The sequence below is a fragment of the Oleiharenicola lentus genome (genome assembly GCF_004118375.1).
GTDB lineage: Bacteria > Verrucomicrobiota > Verrucomicrobiia > Opitutales > Opitutaceae > Lacunisphaera > Lacunisphaera lenta.
On record NZ_SDHX01000002.1, the window covers coordinates 895,595 to 914,738 of the forward strand.

Below are 19,144 nucleotides of genomic sequence, written 5' to 3' on the forward strand. Positions count from 1 at the left end.
CCATGGAACCTCGCACCGACTCACACACGGGCGTATGTCACGCCACCGGCATACGCTTCACCAGACAGGGCGCTGTCCATCGTTGGCGGCGAGCGTCCATCGTCGTTGCCGCCCTGCTTATCGGGGTCGCTGGCGGCCGGGCTGAAGATCCAATCCGCAGCCCTGAGCGCGGCGGTGGCTGGCGAGTGATCGGACCAGGCGGCGGCGGCGCGATGTTTTGCCCGGCGATCAGCCCGCACGATCCACAACTGGTCTTCGTCGCCTGCGACATGACCGGCACCTATGTTTCGCGTGACGCGGGTGAAAGCTGGCGGATGATCAATCTGCAGGAAATCGTGCGGGAGTTCACATTTGACGCCCAGGAAGCGGACACGATCTACGCACGGGGTAACTGCCTGTGGGTGAGCCGAGATCGCGGTGGCTCGTGGACCAAGCTGCTGCCACAATTGACTGAAGCGGCGGAGCCAGTCGCAGTTGGTGATCATGCCGATATCATGCAGTTCACTCGTGACGGCCGCAGTTATCAGGTGACCATGATAGCTGCCGATCCGGCGATATCGGGCACGGTATATGCCACCGCAAAGATCGGGACAGAGGCGCGGTTACTTTCCTCTCGCGATGGCGGTCGCACCTGGCTCCAACACAGCACCACAGTCCGAAGTCCGTTGTCACTGCTCGTCGACCCGACTTCTCCAACGACCTCGCGTAAACTGATCGTCGCGCACGCCGGCGGCTTGGTGCTAGTGCATCAGCAGGAGGTGGTTGAATACCCCGCACCTAACAATACGATTTTCAAAGAAGTTGCGCTGGCAATGGATCGGACTGGGGATCGCCCCATACTTTACGCCATCACTGCTGGCGAAAATTCCCGGCTGCTCGTCTCATCTGACCTGGGCTCTCATTGGGAGGATCTCTCCGCGCACGTTCAGGCCAACTTCCCCGGTACGCGCGGCGTTGACTTCCGGACCCTGGCGGCGGCTCGCGATTACCCAGGCGTCATTTATCTTTCATTCAAGGGCCTGGTCACCTCGGACGGCCGCGAGCGTCTGGGCGTGGCGCGAAGTGACGATGCGGGGGCCACCTGGAATTTCTCGTGGCTGGATCCCGTCGTGCAGCACACGATGGCCGGCAGCAAGGAAGCCGGTGCGATTCCCGGCTGGATTGATGCTCACTTTGGCCCGGACTGGGGCGAAAATCCCCTATCCATGGCGGTGGATCCGCGAAATCCAAACCGCGTGTTAGCCACCGATTTTGGCCGCACCTTGCAAACGACCGACGGCGCCCGCACTTGGCAGCAACTCTATACGCGGGCCCAAGGAAATGGCGGCTGGGTGTCACGCGGATTGGATGTCACCAATGTTTACGGCCTGATGTTCGATCCCTTCGACGCGCAGCATGTCTTCATGGCCTGCACAGACATCGGGCTGCTGCATAGCCATGACGGCGGCGAAAGCTGGAGTCCGGCGACCTCGGCGCCAGGACTGCCCGCCCAGTGGAAAAACACCACTTACGACCTGATCTTCGATCCTGATGTACGCGGCAAAGTATGGGCCGCGATGAGCGGCACACATGATCTGCCTCGAGAAAAAATGTGGAGACGGCGCCCGCCCACCCAGTTCGGGGGCGGCATCTTGTGGTCGGAGGACGGAGGTCAGCACTGGCAAACCGCACGCCTCGCCATCGGAGAGGCTGCGGTGACGGACCTTCTCCTCGACCACCAGAGTCCCACTGCACAACGCACGCTATTTGCCTGCGCGTTTGGCTACGGCGTACTGAAATCCGTCGACGGTGGCCAAACTTGGCAGACGCGAAATCAAGGCCTGGAAGATGCTGAGCCGCTAGCCTGGCGGATCTATCGCCGGACGCACGACCGCGCCCTTTTCCTCGTGATCTTCCGCCGCAGCGATGCCGTCGATCCAGCCTCGGAGCAAATAGGCGCGATCTACCGCTCGGACGACGATGCGGATTCGTGGCACCGCCTCGAGTTGCCCACCAATGTGACGGGCCCGACCAGTCTCATCGTCGAACACCTTCCACGCGGGACGCTGCTCCTCGCGGCGTGGGGCCGCCGCGCCCATCAATCCGCCACCGGAGACATCCACGGTGGAATCTTCCGCTCTACAGACGACGGTAAAACCTGGGAACCCGTGCTCAACACTGATGCCCATATCACGACGCTGACGACTGATGCGCGGAGCGGCGCTCACTACGCCAGTGGATTCAACGGCAAGGCGTATCGCTCCCTTGATCAAGGCGGTCACTGGCAGATTATCGCGGGCTTCGATTTCAAATGGGGACAACGCGTTGAGCCCGATCCAAAGGATCCTGGCCAAATCTATATCCTGACCTACGGCGGTGGCGTCTGGCACGGCCCGAGCGACGGACCTGAAGCCTCAGCTGAGGGTCGCACCACAACCTACAACCCGCCCCACCCCTAACGCCATGGCAACCGATGAAACCCCATCCGGAAGCACCGTCCTGATCACTGGCGGAGCCGGCTTTATCGGCAGCCACTTGGCTGCATATTACCAAGGTAAGGCGAGGGTGCGGATTCTTGATAATTTGCGCACAGGGCGCATCGAGAACCTTGCAGGTCTGAATATTGATTTCATCCGGGGGTCCATTCTGGACCGTGCGCTTGTCCGACAGGCGATGCAGGGCGTGGATTACGTTTTTCATCTCGCGGCACAGGTGAGTGTACCCGAATCGGTTCGCGACCCCCACACCTGCATGGAACTCAACATCAATGGCCTGCTAAACGTACTTGAGGCCGCGGCGACCGCTGGCGTGAAAAAGCTGTGTTTCGCATCATCTGCCGCGGTTTACGGAAACAACCCAACTGTCCCCAAGCATGAGGACATGGAACCGGAACCTTGTAGTCCATACGCCGCCTCAAAACTTGATGGCGAATATTTCTGCCAGCATTTCAGTGAAAGCGGCCGATTGCAGACTGTCGCGCTTCGGTTCTTCAATGTCTTCGGGCCCCGCCAGGATCCGGCGGGTCCCTATGGTGCCGCCATCCCAATCTTCTTCCGCGAGGCTCTCGCTGGCCGGCCTATCACCATCCATGGCGATGGCGGTCAAACCCGCGATTTCATATATGTTCGGGATATTGTCGACGCCCTTGCGTTCGTCGCCAGTAGTCCGAGCCTCACTGGAGTTTACAATGCCGGATACGGCCAGCAGACCACCATTTTCGACGTGGCCTATCGGATCATCAAGCTGACCAAGTCCCATTCCCCGATTAAGCACACGGCGGAACGGCCCGGCGATGTGCGTCACTCGCGCGCCAAAGTTGACCGCCTTTTTGCAGCCGGCTGGCGTCCGTCGGGATCCCTCGAGTCCGGCCTGGTGGCGATGCATGCCGCGCTACTATCCACTTCACAATGAACGAATCCTTGTCCGAAAACCAACAGCGCGAGCGAATCCCGACCGAGATATATGCAACGGCCGATCTCGCCGCGCGAAGTCTAGCGGATCATATTGCGGCCCTGATTCGCTCGCGGGATGCGGAGGGCCGGCCGACCGTCTTGGGATTGGCGACCGGTTCGACCCCAGTTCGACTGTATCGCCAGCTCATTAGGCTGCACCGAGAGGAGCACCTCAGCTTCAAGAACGTCATAACGTTCAATCTCGACGAATACTACGGCCTCAGTCGTTCGCATTCCGAAAGCTACTGGCGCTTCATGCAGGAGCAGCTTTTCACGCACATTGACATTCGTAGCGGCAATATCCACCTGCCTGACGGCACGGTAAGTCGAGGAGAGGTTTTCTCCTCGTGCCGAAAATATGAGGAGCAGATAGTCGCGGCCGGAGGACTTGACCTTCAGGTGCTCGGTATCGGTCGAACCGGGCACATCGGTTTCAATGAACCTGGCTCGACCCGCGATTCACGCACCCGTCTGGTCACGCTAGATCAATTGACCCGGAGGGATGCAGCCCGTGATTTCTTGGGGGAAGCGAATGTCCCGCGCCACGCGATCACAATGGGCGTCGGCACCATCCTGAGCGCAAAAGAGATCGTGCTGCTTGCCTGGGGGACTGGCAAAGCCGAAGTCATCGCCCGAGCAGTGGAGGATCCGGCGAACGACTCGCTTCCGGCCAGCTTCCTGCAAGGACACCCCCGAATTCGCTTCCTCATTGACGAGTCAGCGGCCTCGCTCCTCACCCGTCGCCTGCACCCTTGGTTGGTCGGTCCAGTTGAATGGACGCCGTCTCTCACCCGCCATGCCGTCGTCTGGCTGGCACAGAAGGTCGGCAAGCCGGTGCTCAAACTGTTGGATGAGGACTACAGCGAGCATGGGATGGCCGACCTACTGACTGAAAAGGGCCCGGCCTACGGACTGAATATCCGCATCTTCAACGAGCTGCAGCACACTATTACCGGATGGCCTGGCGGCAAACCGGATGCTGATGATGCTCATCGTCCCGAGCGGGCGTCTCCCTTTCCCAAACGGGTCGTTGTCCTCAGCCCCGAACCATCCCATGATGTCATTGGCTTGGGGGGCACGCTGCGCCGGCTGGTTGAACAGGGCCATGACGTTTCGGTCATCTACCTGACCTCGGGCAACCTTGCGGTGCCTGACGAGGAAGCGGCCATGGCCACCGATTTGGTGGCCGATGTTGCCCGGACGCTGGATGCCGCGTCCGCACCGGTCGACACTTTTGCGGTAAATGTTCGCATGCAGCTGGATCGAAAGACCGCAGTCGAGAGCGATTCGCTGCAAGTGCGCAAACTGAAGGGCCTGATTCGCCGGGGAGAAGCCCGAGCCTCGATGTTCGCATGCGGTCTGCCCGTCAGCCGCATCCGTTTTCTTGATCTACCTTTTTACGAAGCTGGGCGGTATCGGCAGTTTTCGCCGGGGAATGCCGACCTCACGCCCCTGATCAACTTGCTGAGGGAGCTCACTCCTAACCAGATTTTCGCCACAGGGCGGCAGGACGACCCTTCGGCCGTTACCGCAGTCTGCTTCGAACTCATTCAAGAGGCGCTGCGGCAACTGGCCAGTGACGACTGGATGGCATCCTGTCGTCTATGGCTATATCGGGGCGTGGATACCCCTTGGAATGCAGCGGATATCGATATGGCCGTGCCTTTCAGCCCACGCGAGCTGACGCAGAAAATCCAAGGGATTTATCAGCACAAAAGTCAGCGCAGCCAAACCGCGTTCAAGTCGGGCCACCACGAACTCTGGCAGCAAGCCGAACATCACAACCGCACTCTCGCTGAGACCTTTGATCGGCTCGGTTTTGCCAACTATGAGGCCATCGAGGCCTTTCAGCGATGGATTCCTTGAACTGCACAACGACATGACCTCGATTCCTGCCGTTTCCATCCCGCCGCTGGAGCCCAGCTTCATTCCCGCAGCCCGGTGGAACCGTAACTATCACCACCTTGTGACTCAAGATAAGGGCGCTCGGCCCCTTACCATCGCCCTTCTCCGGCCCGATGGAACAGTTCTCCGCCACGAAACCCGCGTCCTGTCCGATTCCCATCCTCACGCGCTGCAAACCACCCAATACGCCGAGCGTTTGTTGAAGTTTTTGCTCTGGCAACAAGGCGGCTCCCGGGTGCTGCTCGCGGGAGCGGATGAAGTCGGCAGGCGGTTAGCCCGTCTCTACCGGCCACGTGGCAAGCGTGCCTTCGATAGCACGTTTATGGGCCGCAAGGTCTATGGTGCCGCCTTTGCGGTGGATACGGTCCGGATGGAGGATGTCCCTGCCAGCCACGAGGCCGGGTTCACGCTAGGTCGACATCTTGACGGGTGCCGCATCGGGTTCGACCTGGGCGGCAGCGATCGCAAGGTGGCCGCCCTCATTGACGGCAAAGTTGTTTTCTCGGAAGAAACGCGTTGGGATCCCTATTTCCAGAATGATCCCTCTTACCACCTCAACGGTATCCAAGAATCGCTGGAGCGAGCCGCAGCCCATCTGCCAAGAGTGGACGCCATTGGCGGGAGTTCCGCGGGCGTCTATGTCAACAACGAGGTCCGGGTGGCATCGCTTTTCCGGGGGGTTTCCCCGGCCCGGTTTGAGCGTGACGTCCGCCACATGTTCTTGGTCCTTCGTGAACGCTGGGGCGGCATTCCCTTTGAGGTCGCCAATGACGGTGAAGTCACCGCTCTGGCGGGCTCCATGGCTCTTAACGAAGGCGCCGTTCTTGGCCTCTCCATGGGCACCAGTCAGGCCGGCGGCTATGTGCGCGGATCGGGCGAAATCACGACGTGGCTGAACGAACTGGCCTTCGCGCCGATTAACTTTGCGCCCGACGCTCCTGTTGACGAATGGTCGGGCGACATCGGTTGCGGCGTCCAGTATTTCTCGCAGCAAGGTGTCTCCCGGCTTGCCCATTTGGCAGGCATGGCGTTTCCCCCGGAAGTCGCGCTCCCGGAAAGACTGGTGGCCGTTCAGGATGCCCTCGAACGTGGTGATACCCGCGCTGTTCAGATTTTCACCACCATCGGACGCTGTTTCGGGCACGCGCTCGCCCACTACGCCGACCACTATGAGATTCGCCATGTCCTGGTCTTGGGCCGGGTGACGTCAGGCACGGCAGGATCGATCATACTGGACGAGGCCCGCACTGTTCTGCGCACCGAATACGGCCCCTTGGGCGACCTACTCACTATCAGCATGCCGGATGAACAGACCAAGCGCCACGGTCAGGCAATCGCCGCCGCCAGCCTGCCTGCCTTATCCAATCTTTAGCCCCCTTACCCATGCTATTTTCCAGACCCAACGCTGATGTTTTCGTGCCGGTCGGCACACTCGACCCGGCTACCGCGCTGTCCAAGGTAACCCACCTCTGTATTGCCGCCCATCAGGACGACATCGAAATCATGGCCCACTCGGGCATTTGCGACTGTTTGGATTCACCCGAACAGCACGCTTTTGGCGGAGTGATTGTCACCAACGGCGCCGGATCCCCCCGAACGGGAGCCTACGCCCATATGACCGACCAGGAGATGCAGGAGGTGAGGCGCAGCGAGCAGCGCCTTGCCGCCAAGCTTGGACACTATGCCGTGCAGATCCAGCTCGCTCATCCGAGCGCGGATGTGAAAGCACGCGAGCATCCCGGCGTTACCACAGATCTTCATGCCATCCTATCCCAATGCCGTCCCGAGGTCCTTTACCTGCACAATCCCGCAGACAAACATGACACGCATGTCGCGGTGCTGGCCCGTTGCCTTGAAGTACTTCGCCTCCTTCCGGCCGATAAACTACCGTCTCATGTTTTAGGCTGCGAGGTTTGGCGCGATCTAGACTGGCTGGTGGATGATGACAAGATCGCCCTTGATTCCGGGCGCCGCCAGGATCTCTCCGCAGAAATGCTCAAGGTCTTCGACTCGCAGATTTCGGGTGGCAAACGTTACGATCTGGCGACCTTGGGACGTCGCTCTGCCAACGCGACCTTCCACACCTCCCACGCCACGGATCGTAGTCAGGGAATCACCTGGGCGGTGGATCTGACCGAACTGCTATCCAACCCCCAAATGTCCCTAGCTGACTTTGCCGCCGCCCGGGTGAACCGACTCAAGCAAGATGTGGTCAACCGAATCAAGCGATACACCTAATAACCATCCTGTATTCGTCCGTCTGCACCTCGAGCCTACTCCATGGATTCCCAGAACATTACCTCCGTCTCTCAGGAAAAAAGAACCTTTTCGCCATCCGCCGCATTTAAGCGTCAGGCCAACCTACAAACGCTCTCCAAATACCAACGGCTCTACTCCGAATCGATCAACACTCCCGATAAGTTTTGGGCAAAACAGGCCAATGAGCAGCTCGTGTGGCGCAAGCCGTTCAGGCAGGTTTTGCAATGGAAACCGCCGCATGCCAAGTGGTTTGTGGGCGGAAAGTTAAATGTCTCCGAGAACTGCCTCGACCACCATCTCGGCACGGCACGGGAAAACAAGGCGGCATTAATTTTCGAAGGTGAACCTGGCGACGTCCGCACGATCACCTATAGACAGCTGCATTTTCACGTTTGCCGCATGGCCCACTTCATGGAGAATCTCGGCATCAAGGCTGGAGATCGCGTCGCGATCTATATGCCGATGATTCCCGAGGCCGTCATCGCGATGCTCGCCTGCGCGCGCGTCGGCGCAGTCCACACCGTGATCTTCGGTGGCTTCAGCGCCGAAGCGATCAAGGATCGCATTAATGACTGTCACGCAAAACTCGTCATCACCGCCGACGGTGGCTGGCGCCGCGGCAAGATCATCGAGCTCAAGGCCAACGTGGACAAGGCCATCGCCGGTGCACCCTGCGTGCACAGCGTGATGGTCGTCAAGCGCTGCGGCAACCCGGTGACGATGGTCGAGGGCCGCGATGTGTGGTGGAAAGAAGCCTGGGAAGGCGCGCCGAATTGCCACGACGCGAAGGCCTTCGATTCCGAGCATCCGCTGTTCATCCTCTATACGTCAGGATCGACCGGCAAACCGAAGGGCGTGCTGCACACTTCGGCCGGTTACCTGCTCGGCGCGAAGCTCAGTTCGCACTACGTCTTCGATCTGAAGGAAAACGACCGTTATTTCTGCTCCGCCGACATCGGCTGGATCACCGGCCACAGCTACGTCGTTTACGGCCTGCTCTCGAACGGCTCGACCGTGTTTCTCTACGAGGGCGCGCCCAACCACCCGGAGCCCGACCGTTTCTGGCAGATGATTGATCGTCACGGCCTGACCATTCTCTACACAGCACCCACCGCCATCCGCGCGTTTATGCGATGGGGCGACAACTACGTGCTGCGCCACCGTCTCGATTCGCTGCGCTTGCTCGGTTCGGTTGGTGAGCCAATCAATCCCGAGGCCTGGATGTGGTACCACAAGATGATCGGCAAGAAGAAGTGCCCGATCGTGGACACCTGGTGGCAGACCGAGACCGGCTCGATCATGGTGACACCGCTGCCTGGCTTCACCCCGACCAAGCCTGGCTCTGCCACACTGCCGTTCTTCGGCGTGAAGCCCATGGTCGTCGACTCCGATGGCAACGAGGTGCCGCGCAATTCCGGTGGCAAGTTCGTCATCACTCAGCCCTGGCCGTCGATGCTCCGCACACTCTGGGGCGACGACGAGCGCTACAAGAAGGCCTATTATTCCGAGTTCGCGAGACACCCACACTATTACTTCACGGGCGACGGTGCCCGGCAGGACAAGGACGGCTACTTTTGGATCATCGGCCGCATCGATGACGTGCTAAACGTATCCGGCCACCGCATCGGCACGGTCGAGGTGGAGAGCGCGCTCGTATCGCACCCGGCCGTCGCCGAGGCCGCCGCCGTCGGCCGCCCCGACGAACTCAAGGGCCAGTCGCTCGTGGTGTTCGTGACGCTCAAGTCCACGGCCGTAGCCAGCGAGGAACTGAAGGAGGCCCTGCGTGCCCACGTCGGCAAGGAGATCGGCTCGCTCGCCAAGCCCGACCAGGTGCGCTTCGCAGCCAGTCTGCCCAAGACCCGCTCCGGAAAAATCATGCGCAGGCTCCTCAAGGAGCTGGCCACGAACGGGGAGGTCAAAGGGGACACCACAACTCTGGATGACCTGTCGGTCATCGCGACACTCCAGACCGAGGAATGATATTCGCCACAGCAGGTTGCTGAAAAACCGCTCAATTTGAGGCTGTCGTCTCCCAGATCATGTTTTTCGGATGGCAGCCGGCGCCACGGATTCTTCGCGCCTGTCGGTTTCGGCGCAGTCCGCATCGCGGGGGCGGCTTTTCGTGGTGTGCGGACACACCGCGACTCCGGCGGGCGCTCACGCCCTCGCTAGTCCGGGCGGCCTGCTGCTGATGTGCATGCTATCGGCTGTAACTTTGTCCAGCACGGCACGGAGCTTGAACCACCGATATTTCATCACAGTGCAAGCGGTCTTGCTGGTCCGGTCCTGGAAGATTCAAGAACCACCTTAGAAATCCACTCAACGCCGCGTCTCCTGCCCGGTAGTATTCAGACAGCAGCGGATACTGCTGCTCAAGGGCCGCTCCCAGAGCCTCCGCGCCATAGCAGATTCCAAACACACGGAGCATGAATGCCGCTTGAAACCGGAGTCCGTAGGCTAGGTCCCATTTACGGCTTTGCAGTTCATCGAACTTTTCCTGCCCTCGCCTGTTCATACACTCTTGGCGCCGGGCCGCCCGCTGTAGAATCCGTAAAACCGACCAGCGGTTCCGCAACTGCCGGCCAAGCTCATCCCAAGCGAGCGCCCGTTCGTAGTCTTTCGCTACGACGATACGATCGTCCGCGACCGGAGCGAGCGGCAGACACACCATGACGACGAGTCCGCAGGCCATGGCGCAGAGAGTGCAGAAGATGGATTTCAGGAAGTGCATTCGCGTTTGAGCAGGATGATGGTGCTTCGCACCAGGTAGGCGGCCGCGAGCACGTCAAAGATGACGTGTCGCATGCCATAGAAGGTGGAGGCCCCGGGAGCCCGCGAGGCGATGGCCCACAGGCATGCCAGATACCATCCGATCCGCAGCCAGCCGAACCCGCGCGAGACGAAGTCGGCGAATAGGGCGAAACCGACACTCACCCAAAGCGCCCCCCAGTAGCAGTTGGGCGCAGCCGCACTTTGCTGCTGCTGGGTGGCCATGAGCCGAAAACGGGCTTCGTTGATGTCGTGGCGCCGGCGACGCCAGTCGCGCGGGGATGGCTCCTTATTCATCGCCGAAAGCGAGTTTGCGGAGACGACGGCGCACCTCGGCGTTTTCCTCGGCCGTGAGCACGTGGCCCTCGGCTTTCTGGTTCTGCACGGTGAGATCAAGCAGACGATCCAGGTCCTGCGGAGAGCGCTTGCGCAGGATATCCCGCGCCGTCGGCCGCTCGATCTGGACCGCGGCAGGCGGACGGCCCAGATAATGTCGGATAGCGACGCCCAGCGACAGATCGAGGACGATGTGAGCAGGCTCAGGCGCATTGGTGGCATGCCCGGGATTGAAGGCCTGCGTCCGGCCCACCAAGGCGGTCCACCCGGGCGGCGTATGCGCATGCCCGCAAAGCGCGATCCGCGGGCCGCGCATCGCCCGGCACACCAGGGCGAACTCGTGGTCGCCCAGATCGCCGCCCCTACCACCCCAACTCACCACCGACCATTCCGGTGGAGCATGGGTGATCCAGATCTCTTCCGACTCCGCATGGGGGATCGGTTCATTCCAGCGGTGGCAGTAGAACTTCTCGCCACCGAGTTCGAAGCGGTCGCCGTCCACCCAGACGCCGTCCCGCTTCAGGTCACTCACCCAGAGTGCCCCTCCGCCTTGAGCCCGAGCATGCACCATGTCGTGATTGCCCGAGCAGATCGCCAGCGGGGTGCGGATGCCCGCCAGGACTTCCGTAATCGCCGCCATTTGCTGCGGCGCCGAATCGTTCAGCTCGATCAAATCGCCGGACAGGCAGATCAAATCATAACGGTGGGCCTCACGGGCGAGCCAGTGATACCACGGCAGGTTGCCGTGGAGGTCAGTCACATGCAGGATCTTCATTTTGTATCTTTGGTTTGGGTTGGGTTGTGGGCGACGTGGGTCGCCCGATGGGAAGAGTTGCGATCTCGATTCCTGCGCAGGTCAGCCCGCCCGCCGGGGACATGATTCGCCGGCAACGGCCGGAGGCACTTCGCCGATGGCCAGGATCGCCGCCTCGGCTGCTTCGCCGGCCAAATCCAGATAGGCCTGCGTGGTTGCAATCCACCGATGGCCCACCGCCGCGCGGGCCACATTGATGTCCCGCGTCCGGTCGAACACCCGTCGCACGAAGCGACGGCGCAACGAGTGCCCGCCCCACACCCGGGAGGGATCGCAGCCGGCCAGAAGAAAGATCTTTTTGATCACGCGCAGGGCTTGCTGGCGGGTGATGGCCCGGCCTGCACCTTGCCGGCTGGGAAAGAGGGCTTCCCGCGGGAGGTGGGAAGATTCGCCCAGCACTTCGCGCAGGATGGCCCCGGCCCGGGCGTTCAGGGGAATCTGCCGACCGCTCACCGCCCGGGCGCGGAGCCCCGCGCCACCCTTGAGCCGGGCCCGGGTCAGCCGGAGCACTCGCACGGGAGAATCCGCCTGCCAGACCTCACCCACCTTGAGTCCCACCAGTTCCGAGATCCGCAGCCCGGTCTCGAGTCCCAGGACCACCAGCAAGCGATCCCGTGGGACCGCCGCCGCCAGCACCGGCTCCAGCCGGACCTCGTCCAATTCGCTCGGGCAATCGCATCTATTCATGCCGCAGAGATGCAACTCCACGCGTCACACGTCCCCACCCGCCGCTACCATCCCATCACCCCCGCCCCGCCAGCGTCCCACCACCGATCTTGTGGGACACTGGACCGGCGGCGAATCGGACCCAAGCATGCCTGATCCTTCCCGGCCTCACCCTGCACTCAAACTACCACCCGGACGCATAGTAGCGGCGCGTGTCGCGGTCTTCGTGAATCTTGCGCGAGGCGCAGAAACGCTCGCTGAACTTCGGGATGAATGACTTCAAGATGTGTATCGGATTATGGGTTGATGTTGGTGACTGTCCGCCACCGACAAAGGATGGCTCCTCATTGAAGGAGCTTCTCGTCGGTCGTCGGGCAGCCAGGTCGAAAGGTGCAGTGTCAAAACTCCCCGGCCATCTGCCTGAGGGCATGTGCGGTCAGGGCCATTTCCACCGCTCGGAAATTGTAGCCGGACTCGGCTGCGGCAATCGGGTCCAAGACCCCGGGAGGGAGTTTCAGACCCTCGGCGATCTCGGCGAAGTCCTGCTCGGTGTAAGGTTCAAGCACGATCCAATCCGAGTTGAAGCGATTGAGCAGCTCGATGGGGATGACGTTTGCCCGACGGATTCGATCCGTCACGTCGGCCGGTTGCGTCCGTCCACCGAAGCCAACCACCCCACTGGATCCCCGCCACAGGTCCTGCCATGTGCCAGCCCCGATAATGAAAACTCGTTCCCTGAATTTGGTGAGAAGCTCATTTGACCAAGCGGTGCGACTCCCCTCGACCACCCCGAGCTGCCGATCGATCACCCCGAATAATTCTGTGAGGAGCGCACGCGACCAGGGGTCGGAGGTGGCATGCACCTTATCGAGTTCGTCGATGAAGATGATCTGGCGATCATGTTTTTCTAGCGCGACCCGAAGGCGCTGCAGGGTGGTCATGTCCGTCCGAGCCCCTGAGACCAGCCATTCGCCATAGGAGAGCTTGGTGACCGGCAACCCGCCCAATTCCGATGCCAGTCGTCTGGCTAGGTTGGATTTGCCCACGCCCGAGGGTCCAACCAAGAGGGGCCAAGTGCGCAATTGCACCCCATGCCGAGTGCCTCCCTCGAAATGCAATTTGGCCAGAGCCAACATCCGCTCAAGTCCGGCTTGTTGAGAACGCGTCAGAAACTCCGGCTCCTTGGCCTTGGGCTTGGCAAACAGATCGAAGTAGCCCGCTGCCATAGCATGCTCCTCGACTCGCACACGACCGAGGTCAGTTGCCCGTTCATGAGCCCGGCGGAGGATCGCTTCAATCTCGCCGGGATGAGTGTCAGGAAGCCCCTTATCGAGCATCAGGGTGGCAAGCGCCAAGGGGTTGGATCCGACAAACTCGAGCACTGCCTCGTCCAAGGTCCGCTGGGCGTCGGAATCGAGGTCCGCCCGACGTTTGACCATACTCTCAACAATGTGGAGGAGACGGTCGACACCGACCGCTTCGATAATCGGAGTGAATGATTTCATCCCCTCAGAGCTGCGAATCCGGCGAAAAGATCTTTTCTCCGGATCTATATTTCCACTGCCGTATCCTATGGCCTGAAAGTCAGCATGGGCAAACCGTGCGGTCAGCGAACATGTTTCCCTCGTACGCGGTCACTCGAGCACGGGCGGGGCTGCAATAGACGGACTCGGCCGCCTATTTCAAAACCCGTGGCAGCCGCTCGGTGAGGAAAGCGCTCACTTTCGGTAGTCCTGTCGGATCGAGGTCGCTGTAAAAATCACGGGCCTGAAGTTTGAGGTCGGCACAGGCATCTTGTCCCTGATCGGAAATGAGAACAGCCAACAGCTGTTCCAAAATGGCGACCAGCTTCCGCTCCTCCAGCCTCCCGGCGGCGGCGGATGAACGCAAATCGGCAAGGTAGACGGGGAGTATCCGCGCAAGGATCAGGATGTGTCGGGCATCCTGGCGCCCCTTCTGGTTGATCTCGGAAAGGTTCGCGATCTTGGCCTTCAACAGGGCCATCGGGCCAGGAGCCCGAACCCGCACCTGCTGCTCACCGATAGCAAATTCGTAGACGGGATCCCGGAGCTCTTCGTTGCTGACACCCCTGACGTAGCGCAGCACCTCAATCAGCATGGCCCCGCCTGCGGTATCGGTGCCGACCACCACACCGACCTCGTTGGATGGCGGTTTCATCGGGAAAAACTGCGGCTTCGCACCGGATAGCCGCCCGAGCAATTCGAGGGTATCGCGATCACCGAGCACGTCGGCATCGCGCGACACGAACGGCGCCAGGTCACGGGTCTGATCCTGATAATACAGCGCCCACAGGTTGATTGCCTGCCCACCTACGAGGAGCATTGGTTCTGGCGCCGCCAGCATCCGGGCGAAATCATCCGGTGGCCGCGGCGCGGAGTCAGACGGATGCGGCATGAGCGTGGTCGAAGTTCAGCAGCCGCACGGGACGACTTGAGGTGATGGAATTGCGTGCCTGCACTTCCTCCGGCGCGGCAAGCTGCATGTCCAGAACCGCCCGGTCGAACTCTCTCTGCGCGCGCTTGAAACGCGCCAATTGGGCCGGAGTTCTGAAACTCGCAGGCATCTGGGGTGCCAGTTTCCACACCGCCGTCCGCAACGCGTCGGCGTGGTCAGCAGATTGGGCACGTCGGCGCACCACTTCCCGGGCAGACTCGCGCAGAAGGTCCATGACCGTGGTCTTTTCCCGCTTCGCGATCAGAGCAAGCGCCGCCAACACCGCAGCGTGCTCTGCGAGACTCTGTCTGCGCTTGGACTGTGAGAGTTGGTTGGGCATTAATAGGTTGATTCAACCTTTAGTATATCGGCCAAGAATTTCAACACATAGATCTTATATCGTTTATATTTGCTTATTTAAACATCACTCACAGGCCCCAGCTACACAGAATCCGCCCAGCACTAGAAATTGGCCGCCTGCTGGGCATGTCGCTTCACGGGGAAGCCCAACGCATCGCGTTCGATGCCGTCTCCGACGCCATTCGGTCGGTCAAGAAGGGCCAGCAGCTCAGGCAAGGCCGCGGACAAGGCAGGCTCAAACCAGATGATGCGCAGCGCCGGATGGAAGTTGATGCCGGCATAGTGGGCGTTGGTGACCATCGGGGTGCTGTGCCCGAGCTGCCGCTGCGCGGTGGTGATGCTGTATTCGGTGGCAAAGAAGCTACCGAACCACTTGCGCAGCTCATGGATCGGCTTGATCGCCGTGACTCCGTGAGCCTTCAGCCAGGCAACCAGCCGGGTAACGATGTCCACGTTGTGGTCGCGCGCATAGTCAGGCAGGATGCAAGCCTCCTTCTTGGACTTGAAGCGGAGGAGTTCGGCGTGCAACCAGCGCGACACCTTGACCTTCCGCTCGAGACCAAACTTGGGGGCAAACTCGTCCTCCGGTCGCACATGAACGACCAAGCCGGTCGGTTCGTCGATGAACCAGTCCCACTTCGCATGGACGATCTCTTCGCGCCGGAGCCCCGCGTGCAACGCCAACAGCGTCGCGCAATACATCGCGGAGTCCTCGTTCGCGAGGTCGGTCATGATCTGTTTCACCAAGGTAAGCATGAAGGCGGCAGGCGGCAGGTTATACCGTTCCGTCGCGTGCTGAAACATCGGCACCGACCGAAACGGCTCCATGTCCGGAATGTGCAGCTCCTTGTCGCGCAGGAAAGCAACGCGGTCGGGCATGAACAGAGCCTGCGCATTCCGCATGTGGCGGTTGGCAGTAAGTTTCGCCTTCCGCCCCTTGCTGGTGTGCTCCCGCAAATGCGGTGGAAGACGCAGGCCCTTGAAATCGAACAGCAGGCTGGCGTTCAGCAGCCCAACGGGTTGGGCCATCACTTTGTCCATGCTGGGCTTCTTCGGAAGATTTTCCCTGGAGCGGAGCACATCGCGAACAATGGTGCCAATGCTCCGGAAATACTCCTTCGCCGTCTCCTGCGTGACTCCGAGGTTACCAGCATTCAACTCCACGACATCACGGAGCTGCCCCAGGGTGGAGGTCTTACGGAACTGATTCGGTCGGATGGGAGGGCGCTGATCACGCTGCTCGAGCACTTTCAACGCTTCAGCTATCGTCATACTGTGACCGTCCGAACTGTCGAGGATCCCCACAATGTCATTGGCCATGCCCTCGGCTGTCTTGGGGTTCTCAGCCAAGGGAATCCAGCGGCGCACCCCGTTGTGCTGGACGCGGAGATGCCACTTCTTGGAGAGGTAGCGTTCCCCATCCTTGAAGCGGACGAGCTTTTGGAGCATGAGCCCGGAGCGGGTCATGAACTTGAGGGAGGTGTCGGTGGATCGCATAGGTCGTAGTGAATCGCGGTTCTGACATTATAGTGTATTGCTGATGCGGACATGAGCGCCCTCTGTCCCTCCAACGGCACCCATGGATTCAGCGTTCTAGAGCTGCGAAATGGGCATCGTTTCAGGCCAAAAGTCTTGTCCACTTCTTGTCCACTTGCCCTCGAATCGCAGGGGTGTCCCAAATCGTCCCCAAGCGTCCAATAGCGTATCTTCAACAGTTTAGGTAACTGCTGGGGACGCTATGGGACGGTCGTTTTCGACTTAAAATCCCCTGGCCGCAAGGCCGTGTGGGTTCGAGCCCCACCCCGGGCACTCCGCGCCGCTCAAGCCGGGGTCTGGGCCCGACGGACCGCCAAAGCCTGCTCGACTTCGTCCACGCGCTTCTGGTCCAGCGGGTAGACCCAGATCGCCACGCCCTTCAGCATCGCGAACAGGCCGGGCACGAGCGTGAAAGCCAGCGTGATGCCAAGGATGGCCGAGGCGGACTGCGCCTCGTTGCGCACGAAGCCGAAGCTGCCGAGGAACACCGGCACCATCGCTCCGCCGATCATGATGCCGGTCTTGATCGAGAACAGCGACGCCGAATAAACCAGCGCAGTCGAGCGCCGGCCGAACTTCCACTCGCCGTAATCCGCCACATCGCCATACATCGCCCAGGTCAGCGCCGAGGTCGGCCCCATGCAGAAGGTGCCGAGGGCGTTCACGGCCACCAACAGCCAGTAGTTGTCCGTGGGCAGGAAGAAAAATGCCGCGAAACACAGACCCGTGGCCCAGCTCAACACCGCGGCCAGCTTCTTCTTGTCCACCCGGCGCACGACGAAGCCGAGCGCCGCGGTTCCGATAATCTGTGCGAGCATCCCGCTCGACAGGAACACCGTGCTGCGGTCCAGGGTGCCGAAAAGGATCGGCGTGCCATTATCACCCACGACGTATTTGAAATAGAACAGCGTGCTGCCCTGGCGCAACGCCATGAACGTCGTCGAAAAAATCGTGGCGACGAGCAGCATCACCCACGGGTAGTTGCGAAGGAGTTCGCCGAGCTCGGCGCGAACGTCGGTCTTTTGCGCCGGGGGCGGCTTCACGCGTTCCTTCGTCGTGGCGAAGCACAGCCAGAACATCGCAATCGAGGCCACCGCGAAGATCGCGATCGTGTATTGGAAGCCGAGCACCTGGTCGTCCCCGCCGAGCGCCTTGACCAGCGGCCGGGCCAGCAGCGAGACGAGAAATCCGCCCGTGAAGGCGCCCACAAAACGGAAACTCGACGCCACGCCGCGCGTGCGCGAGTGCGGGCTGATCACGCCCAACATCGAGGAATACGGCACATTGATGACCGTGTAGGCCACCAGCATGAGCGTGTAAGTGGCATAGGCATACACGAGCTTGCCCGTGGCCTCGAGATCAGGCCCGGCGAACATGAGATAGCCGCAGATGCCGTAGGGCACCGCGCCCCAGAGCAAATAGGGACGGAACTTGCCCCACTTCGTGTCGGTGCGGTCGGCGATCAGGCCCATGACCGGATCGTTGACCGCGTCGAAGAACCGCACCGCGAGCATCATGAACGAAATCGACGCCGCCGGGATCGCCCATACGTCCACGTAGTAGTAGATCAGGAAGATGTTGAACGTGACGAAAAAGAGGTTCGAGGCCATGTCGCCGAGCGCATAGCCAACGTATTCACGCACCTTGAGTCCCTGGTCTTTCTCGGGCGGGGCGGGGGCTGGGATGGGCTGGGTCATGGTTTTTGCAGGGTGTTTTCCCGGGCGAGGATTTCCCGGAAAGTCTTTTCCGCGCCGGCCACGAGCTGCTTCCAGCCCTCCGGGTCAACGAACGCCGCGATGCCGTCGCCCCGGTCATGCCGGGCGAATTTATCGGCCATGGCAAACTGCCCGCCGTGCGGGGCGAAAAAGATGTCGCACGGCAGCGACTTGAAACGCGCAAAACTCCCCTCCAGGTCCGCTACGATTTCGGGATAGTGCGGGTTGCCGAGCAGGCGCGTGCCGTCGTTGATCGAGGCACTGCTGAAAAACACGACCCGGTAGGCTTTGCCCGCGTCGGTCAGACTCATGGTCCAGGTGGTAGCGCCGCGCGTGTGCCCTGGGGTGAGGTGCGCGGTCAGTGTGGTGCCGCCCAGCGTGACCTCCTCCCCATCCGCGATGATCCGGTCCACCTTCACCGGCTGGTAGAGCAGGGTGTCCTTCGGCCAGGTCAGAAAATCGTCGGCCCCGCCGGATTCGAGCGTGCGGGCGTCGGCGGCGCTGGCCAGCACCTGCGCGCCGGTCAGCCGCTTCATGGCCGCATGCCCGCCCGTGTGGTCGATGTGGGCATGGCTGCTGAGGATCAGCTTGATGTCGGTCAGTTTGAAGCCGAGCTGCTCCACGCTGCGTCGGATAATCGGGACTGTGTCCGCAAAGCCCGTGTCGAGCAGGATATGACCTTCCGGCGTGGAAAAGAGCCACGCGCTCACACCGCTCGCCCCGACATAGTAAAGGTTGCCGCCGAGATGACGGGGCGGCACGGGGGCGCGCCACGAATCAAACAGCTGCGTCACCCAGGATCGCGTCGGCGTCGCCGACAACGCGGGGACGGGGGCCGCCTCGGCGCTGGCGGGCAGCCAAAATCCGGCCAACAACAACGCGAAGCGTGGGGCGCGCAT

The 19,144-nt window shown here is 61.1% G+C and carries 15 protein-coding genes; 6 read left to right on the forward strand and 9 right to left on the reverse strand.

The window, feature by feature from the left end; translation table 11 throughout:
- Nucleotides 1-2 precede the first annotated feature (2 nt).
- From ESB00_RS17510 to acs, 6 genes are read left to right on the forward strand one after another with little or no spacing between them, the layout of a single operon-like run.
- The gene (locus ESB00_RS17510; protein ID WP_129049192.1) at nucleotides 3-2,438 is read left to right on the forward strand and encodes a WD40/YVTN/BNR-like repeat-containing protein; all 2,436 of its coding nucleotides are present in this window, start codon (nucleotides 3-5) and stop codon (nucleotides 2,436-2,438) included.
- A gap of 4 nt (nucleotides 2,439-2,442) precedes the next feature.
- Nucleotides 2,443-3,390 carry an NAD-dependent epimerase/dehydratase family protein gene (locus ESB00_RS17515; RefSeq protein ID WP_129049195.1) on the forward strand — a complete coding sequence of 316 codons (948 nt, stop codon included), beginning with the start codon at nucleotides 2,443-2,445 and terminating at the stop codon, nucleotides 3,388-3,390.
- The gene (nagB, locus tag ESB00_RS17520) at nucleotides 3,387-5,297 is read left to right on the forward strand and encodes a glucosamine-6-phosphate deaminase (RefSeq protein ID WP_129049198.1); all 1,911 of its coding nucleotides are present in this window, start codon (nucleotides 3,387-3,389) and stop codon (nucleotides 5,295-5,297) included. Before ESB00_RS17515 ends, nagB begins: the two co-directional genes overlap by 4 nt.
- Nucleotides 5,298-5,310: 13 nt before the next feature.
- Nucleotides 5,311-6,708: an ROK family protein gene (locus ESB00_RS17525; protein WP_129049200.1), complete on the forward strand. Its 1,398-nt coding sequence runs from the start codon at nucleotides 5,311-5,313 to the stop codon at nucleotides 6,706-6,708.
- A gap of 11 nt (nucleotides 6,709-6,719) precedes the next feature.
- The gene (locus ESB00_RS17530; protein WP_129049203.1) at nucleotides 6,720-7,574 is read left to right on the forward strand and encodes a PIG-L deacetylase family protein; all 855 of its coding nucleotides are present in this window, start codon (nucleotides 6,720-6,722) and stop codon (nucleotides 7,572-7,574) included.
- A gap of 42 nt (nucleotides 7,575-7,616) precedes the next feature.
- A complete protein-coding gene (acs, locus tag ESB00_RS17535; RefSeq protein WP_129049205.1) occupies nucleotides 7,617-9,575 on the forward strand; it encodes an acetate--CoA ligase in 1,959 nt (652 codons plus the stop codon).
- A gap of 738 nt (nucleotides 9,576-10,313) precedes the next feature.
- On the opposite strand, the gene ESB00_RS17540 is transcribed toward acs, so the two are convergent.
- The 9 genes from ESB00_RS17540 to bla form a co-directional block, all read right to left on the reverse strand.
- Entirely contained in the window at nucleotides 10,314-10,661 is a 348-nt protein-coding gene (locus tag ESB00_RS17540) for a hypothetical protein (RefSeq protein WP_129049208.1), read from the reverse strand.
- Nucleotides 10,654-11,475: a metallophosphoesterase family protein gene (locus ESB00_RS17545; protein WP_129049210.1), complete on the reverse strand. Its 822-nt coding sequence runs from the start codon at nucleotides 11,473-11,475 to the stop codon at nucleotides 10,654-10,656. The genes ESB00_RS17540 and ESB00_RS17545 overlap by 8 nt, the downstream gene beginning before the upstream one ends.
- Nucleotides 11,476-11,556: 81 nt before the next feature.
- Nucleotides 11,557-12,201: a tyrosine-type recombinase/integrase gene (locus ESB00_RS17550; protein WP_129049213.1), complete on the reverse strand. Its 645-nt coding sequence runs from the start codon at nucleotides 12,199-12,201 to the stop codon at nucleotides 11,557-11,559.
- Nucleotides 12,202-12,578: 377 nt separating this feature from the next.
- Nucleotides 12,579-13,685, reverse strand: coding sequence for an AAA family ATPase (locus tag ESB00_RS17555; RefSeq protein WP_129049215.1), 1,107 nt, complete (start codon nucleotides 13,683-13,685; stop codon nucleotides 12,579-12,581).
- Nucleotides 13,686-13,857: 172 nt separating this feature from the next.
- Nucleotides 13,858-14,595, reverse strand: a complete 738-nt coding sequence (locus tag ESB00_RS17560) for a hypothetical protein (RefSeq protein WP_129049217.1) — start codon at nucleotides 14,593-14,595, stop codon at nucleotides 13,858-13,860.
- Nucleotides 14,579-14,974: a hypothetical protein gene (locus ESB00_RS17565; RefSeq protein ID WP_129049220.1), complete on the reverse strand. Its 396-nt coding sequence runs from the start codon at nucleotides 14,972-14,974 to the stop codon at nucleotides 14,579-14,581. The genes ESB00_RS17560 and ESB00_RS17565 overlap by 17 nt, the downstream gene beginning before the upstream one ends.
- A gap of 122 nt (nucleotides 14,975-15,096) precedes the next feature.
- A complete protein-coding gene (locus tag ESB00_RS17570; protein WP_129049223.1) occupies nucleotides 15,097-16,491 on the reverse strand; it encodes a site-specific integrase in 1,395 nt (464 codons plus the stop codon).
- A 323-nt stretch (nucleotides 16,492-16,814) separates the two neighbouring features.
- Complete coding sequence (locus ESB00_RS17575; RefSeq protein WP_129049225.1) at nucleotides 16,815-18,227, reverse strand: MFS transporter; 1,413 nt, start codon at nucleotides 18,225-18,227, stop codon at nucleotides 16,815-16,817.
- The gene (bla, locus tag ESB00_RS17580) at nucleotides 18,224-19,144 is read right to left on the reverse strand and encodes a subclass B3 metallo-beta-lactamase (protein ID WP_164976292.1); all 921 of its coding nucleotides are present in this window, start codon (nucleotides 19,142-19,144) and stop codon (nucleotides 18,224-18,226) included. Before bla ends, ESB00_RS17575 begins: the two co-directional genes overlap by 4 nt.

Excerpts from the sequence above, each read along its gene's own strand:
- ESB00_RS17545 (WP_129049210.1), bottom strand. The coding sequence starts at position 11,475 with ATGAAGATCCTGCATGTGACTGACCTCCACGGCAACCTGCCGTGGTAT.
- ESB00_RS17515 (WP_129049195.1), top strand. The coding sequence starts at position 2,443 with ATGGCAACCGATGAAACCCCATCCGGAAGCACCGTCCTGATCACTGGC.
- ESB00_RS17510 (WP_129049192.1), top strand. The coding sequence starts at position 3 with ATGGAACCTCGCACCGACTCACACACGGGCGTATGTCACGCCACCGGC.
- acs (WP_129049205.1), top strand. The coding sequence starts at position 7,617 with ATGGATTCCCAGAACATTACCTCCGTCTCTCAGGAAAAAAGAACCTTT.
- ESB00_RS17570 (WP_129049223.1), bottom strand. The coding sequence starts at position 16,491 with ATGCGATCCACCGACACCTCCCTCAAGTTCATGACCCGCTCCGGGCTC.
- ESB00_RS17530 (WP_129049203.1), top strand. The coding sequence starts at position 6,720 with ATGCTATTTTCCAGACCCAACGCTGATGTTTTCGTGCCGGTCGGCACA.
- ESB00_RS17560 (WP_129049217.1), bottom strand. The coding sequence starts at position 14,595 with ATGCCGCATCCGTCTGACTCCGCGCCGCGGCCACCGGATGATTTCGCC.
- ESB00_RS17550 (WP_129049213.1), bottom strand. The coding sequence starts at position 12,201 with ATGAATAGATGCGATTGCCCGAGCGAATTGGACGAGGTCCGGCTGGAG.
- ESB00_RS17575 (WP_129049225.1), bottom strand. The coding sequence starts at position 18,227 with ATGACCCAGCCCATCCCAGCCCCCGCCCCGCCCGAGAAAGACCAGGGA.
- ESB00_RS17565 (WP_129049220.1), bottom strand. The coding sequence starts at position 14,974 with ATGCCCAACCAACTCTCACAGTCCAAGCGCAGACAGAGTCTCGCAGAG.
- ESB00_RS17525 (WP_129049200.1), top strand. The coding sequence starts at position 5,311 with ATGACCTCGATTCCTGCCGTTTCCATCCCGCCGCTGGAGCCCAGCTTC.
- bla (WP_164976292.1), bottom strand. The coding sequence starts at position 19,144 with ATGCGCGCCCCACGCTTCGCGTTGTTGTTGGCCGGATTTTGGCTGCCC.
- ESB00_RS17540 (WP_129049208.1), bottom strand. The coding sequence starts at position 10,661 with ATGAATAAGGAGCCATCCCCGCGCGACTGGCGTCGCCGGCGCCACGAC.
- nagB (WP_129049198.1), top strand. The coding sequence starts at position 3,387 with ATGAACGAATCCTTGTCCGAAAACCAACAGCGCGAGCGAATCCCGACC.
- ESB00_RS17555 (WP_129049215.1), bottom strand. The coding sequence starts at position 13,685 with ATGAAATCATTCACTCCGATTATCGAAGCGGTCGGTGTCGACCGTCTC.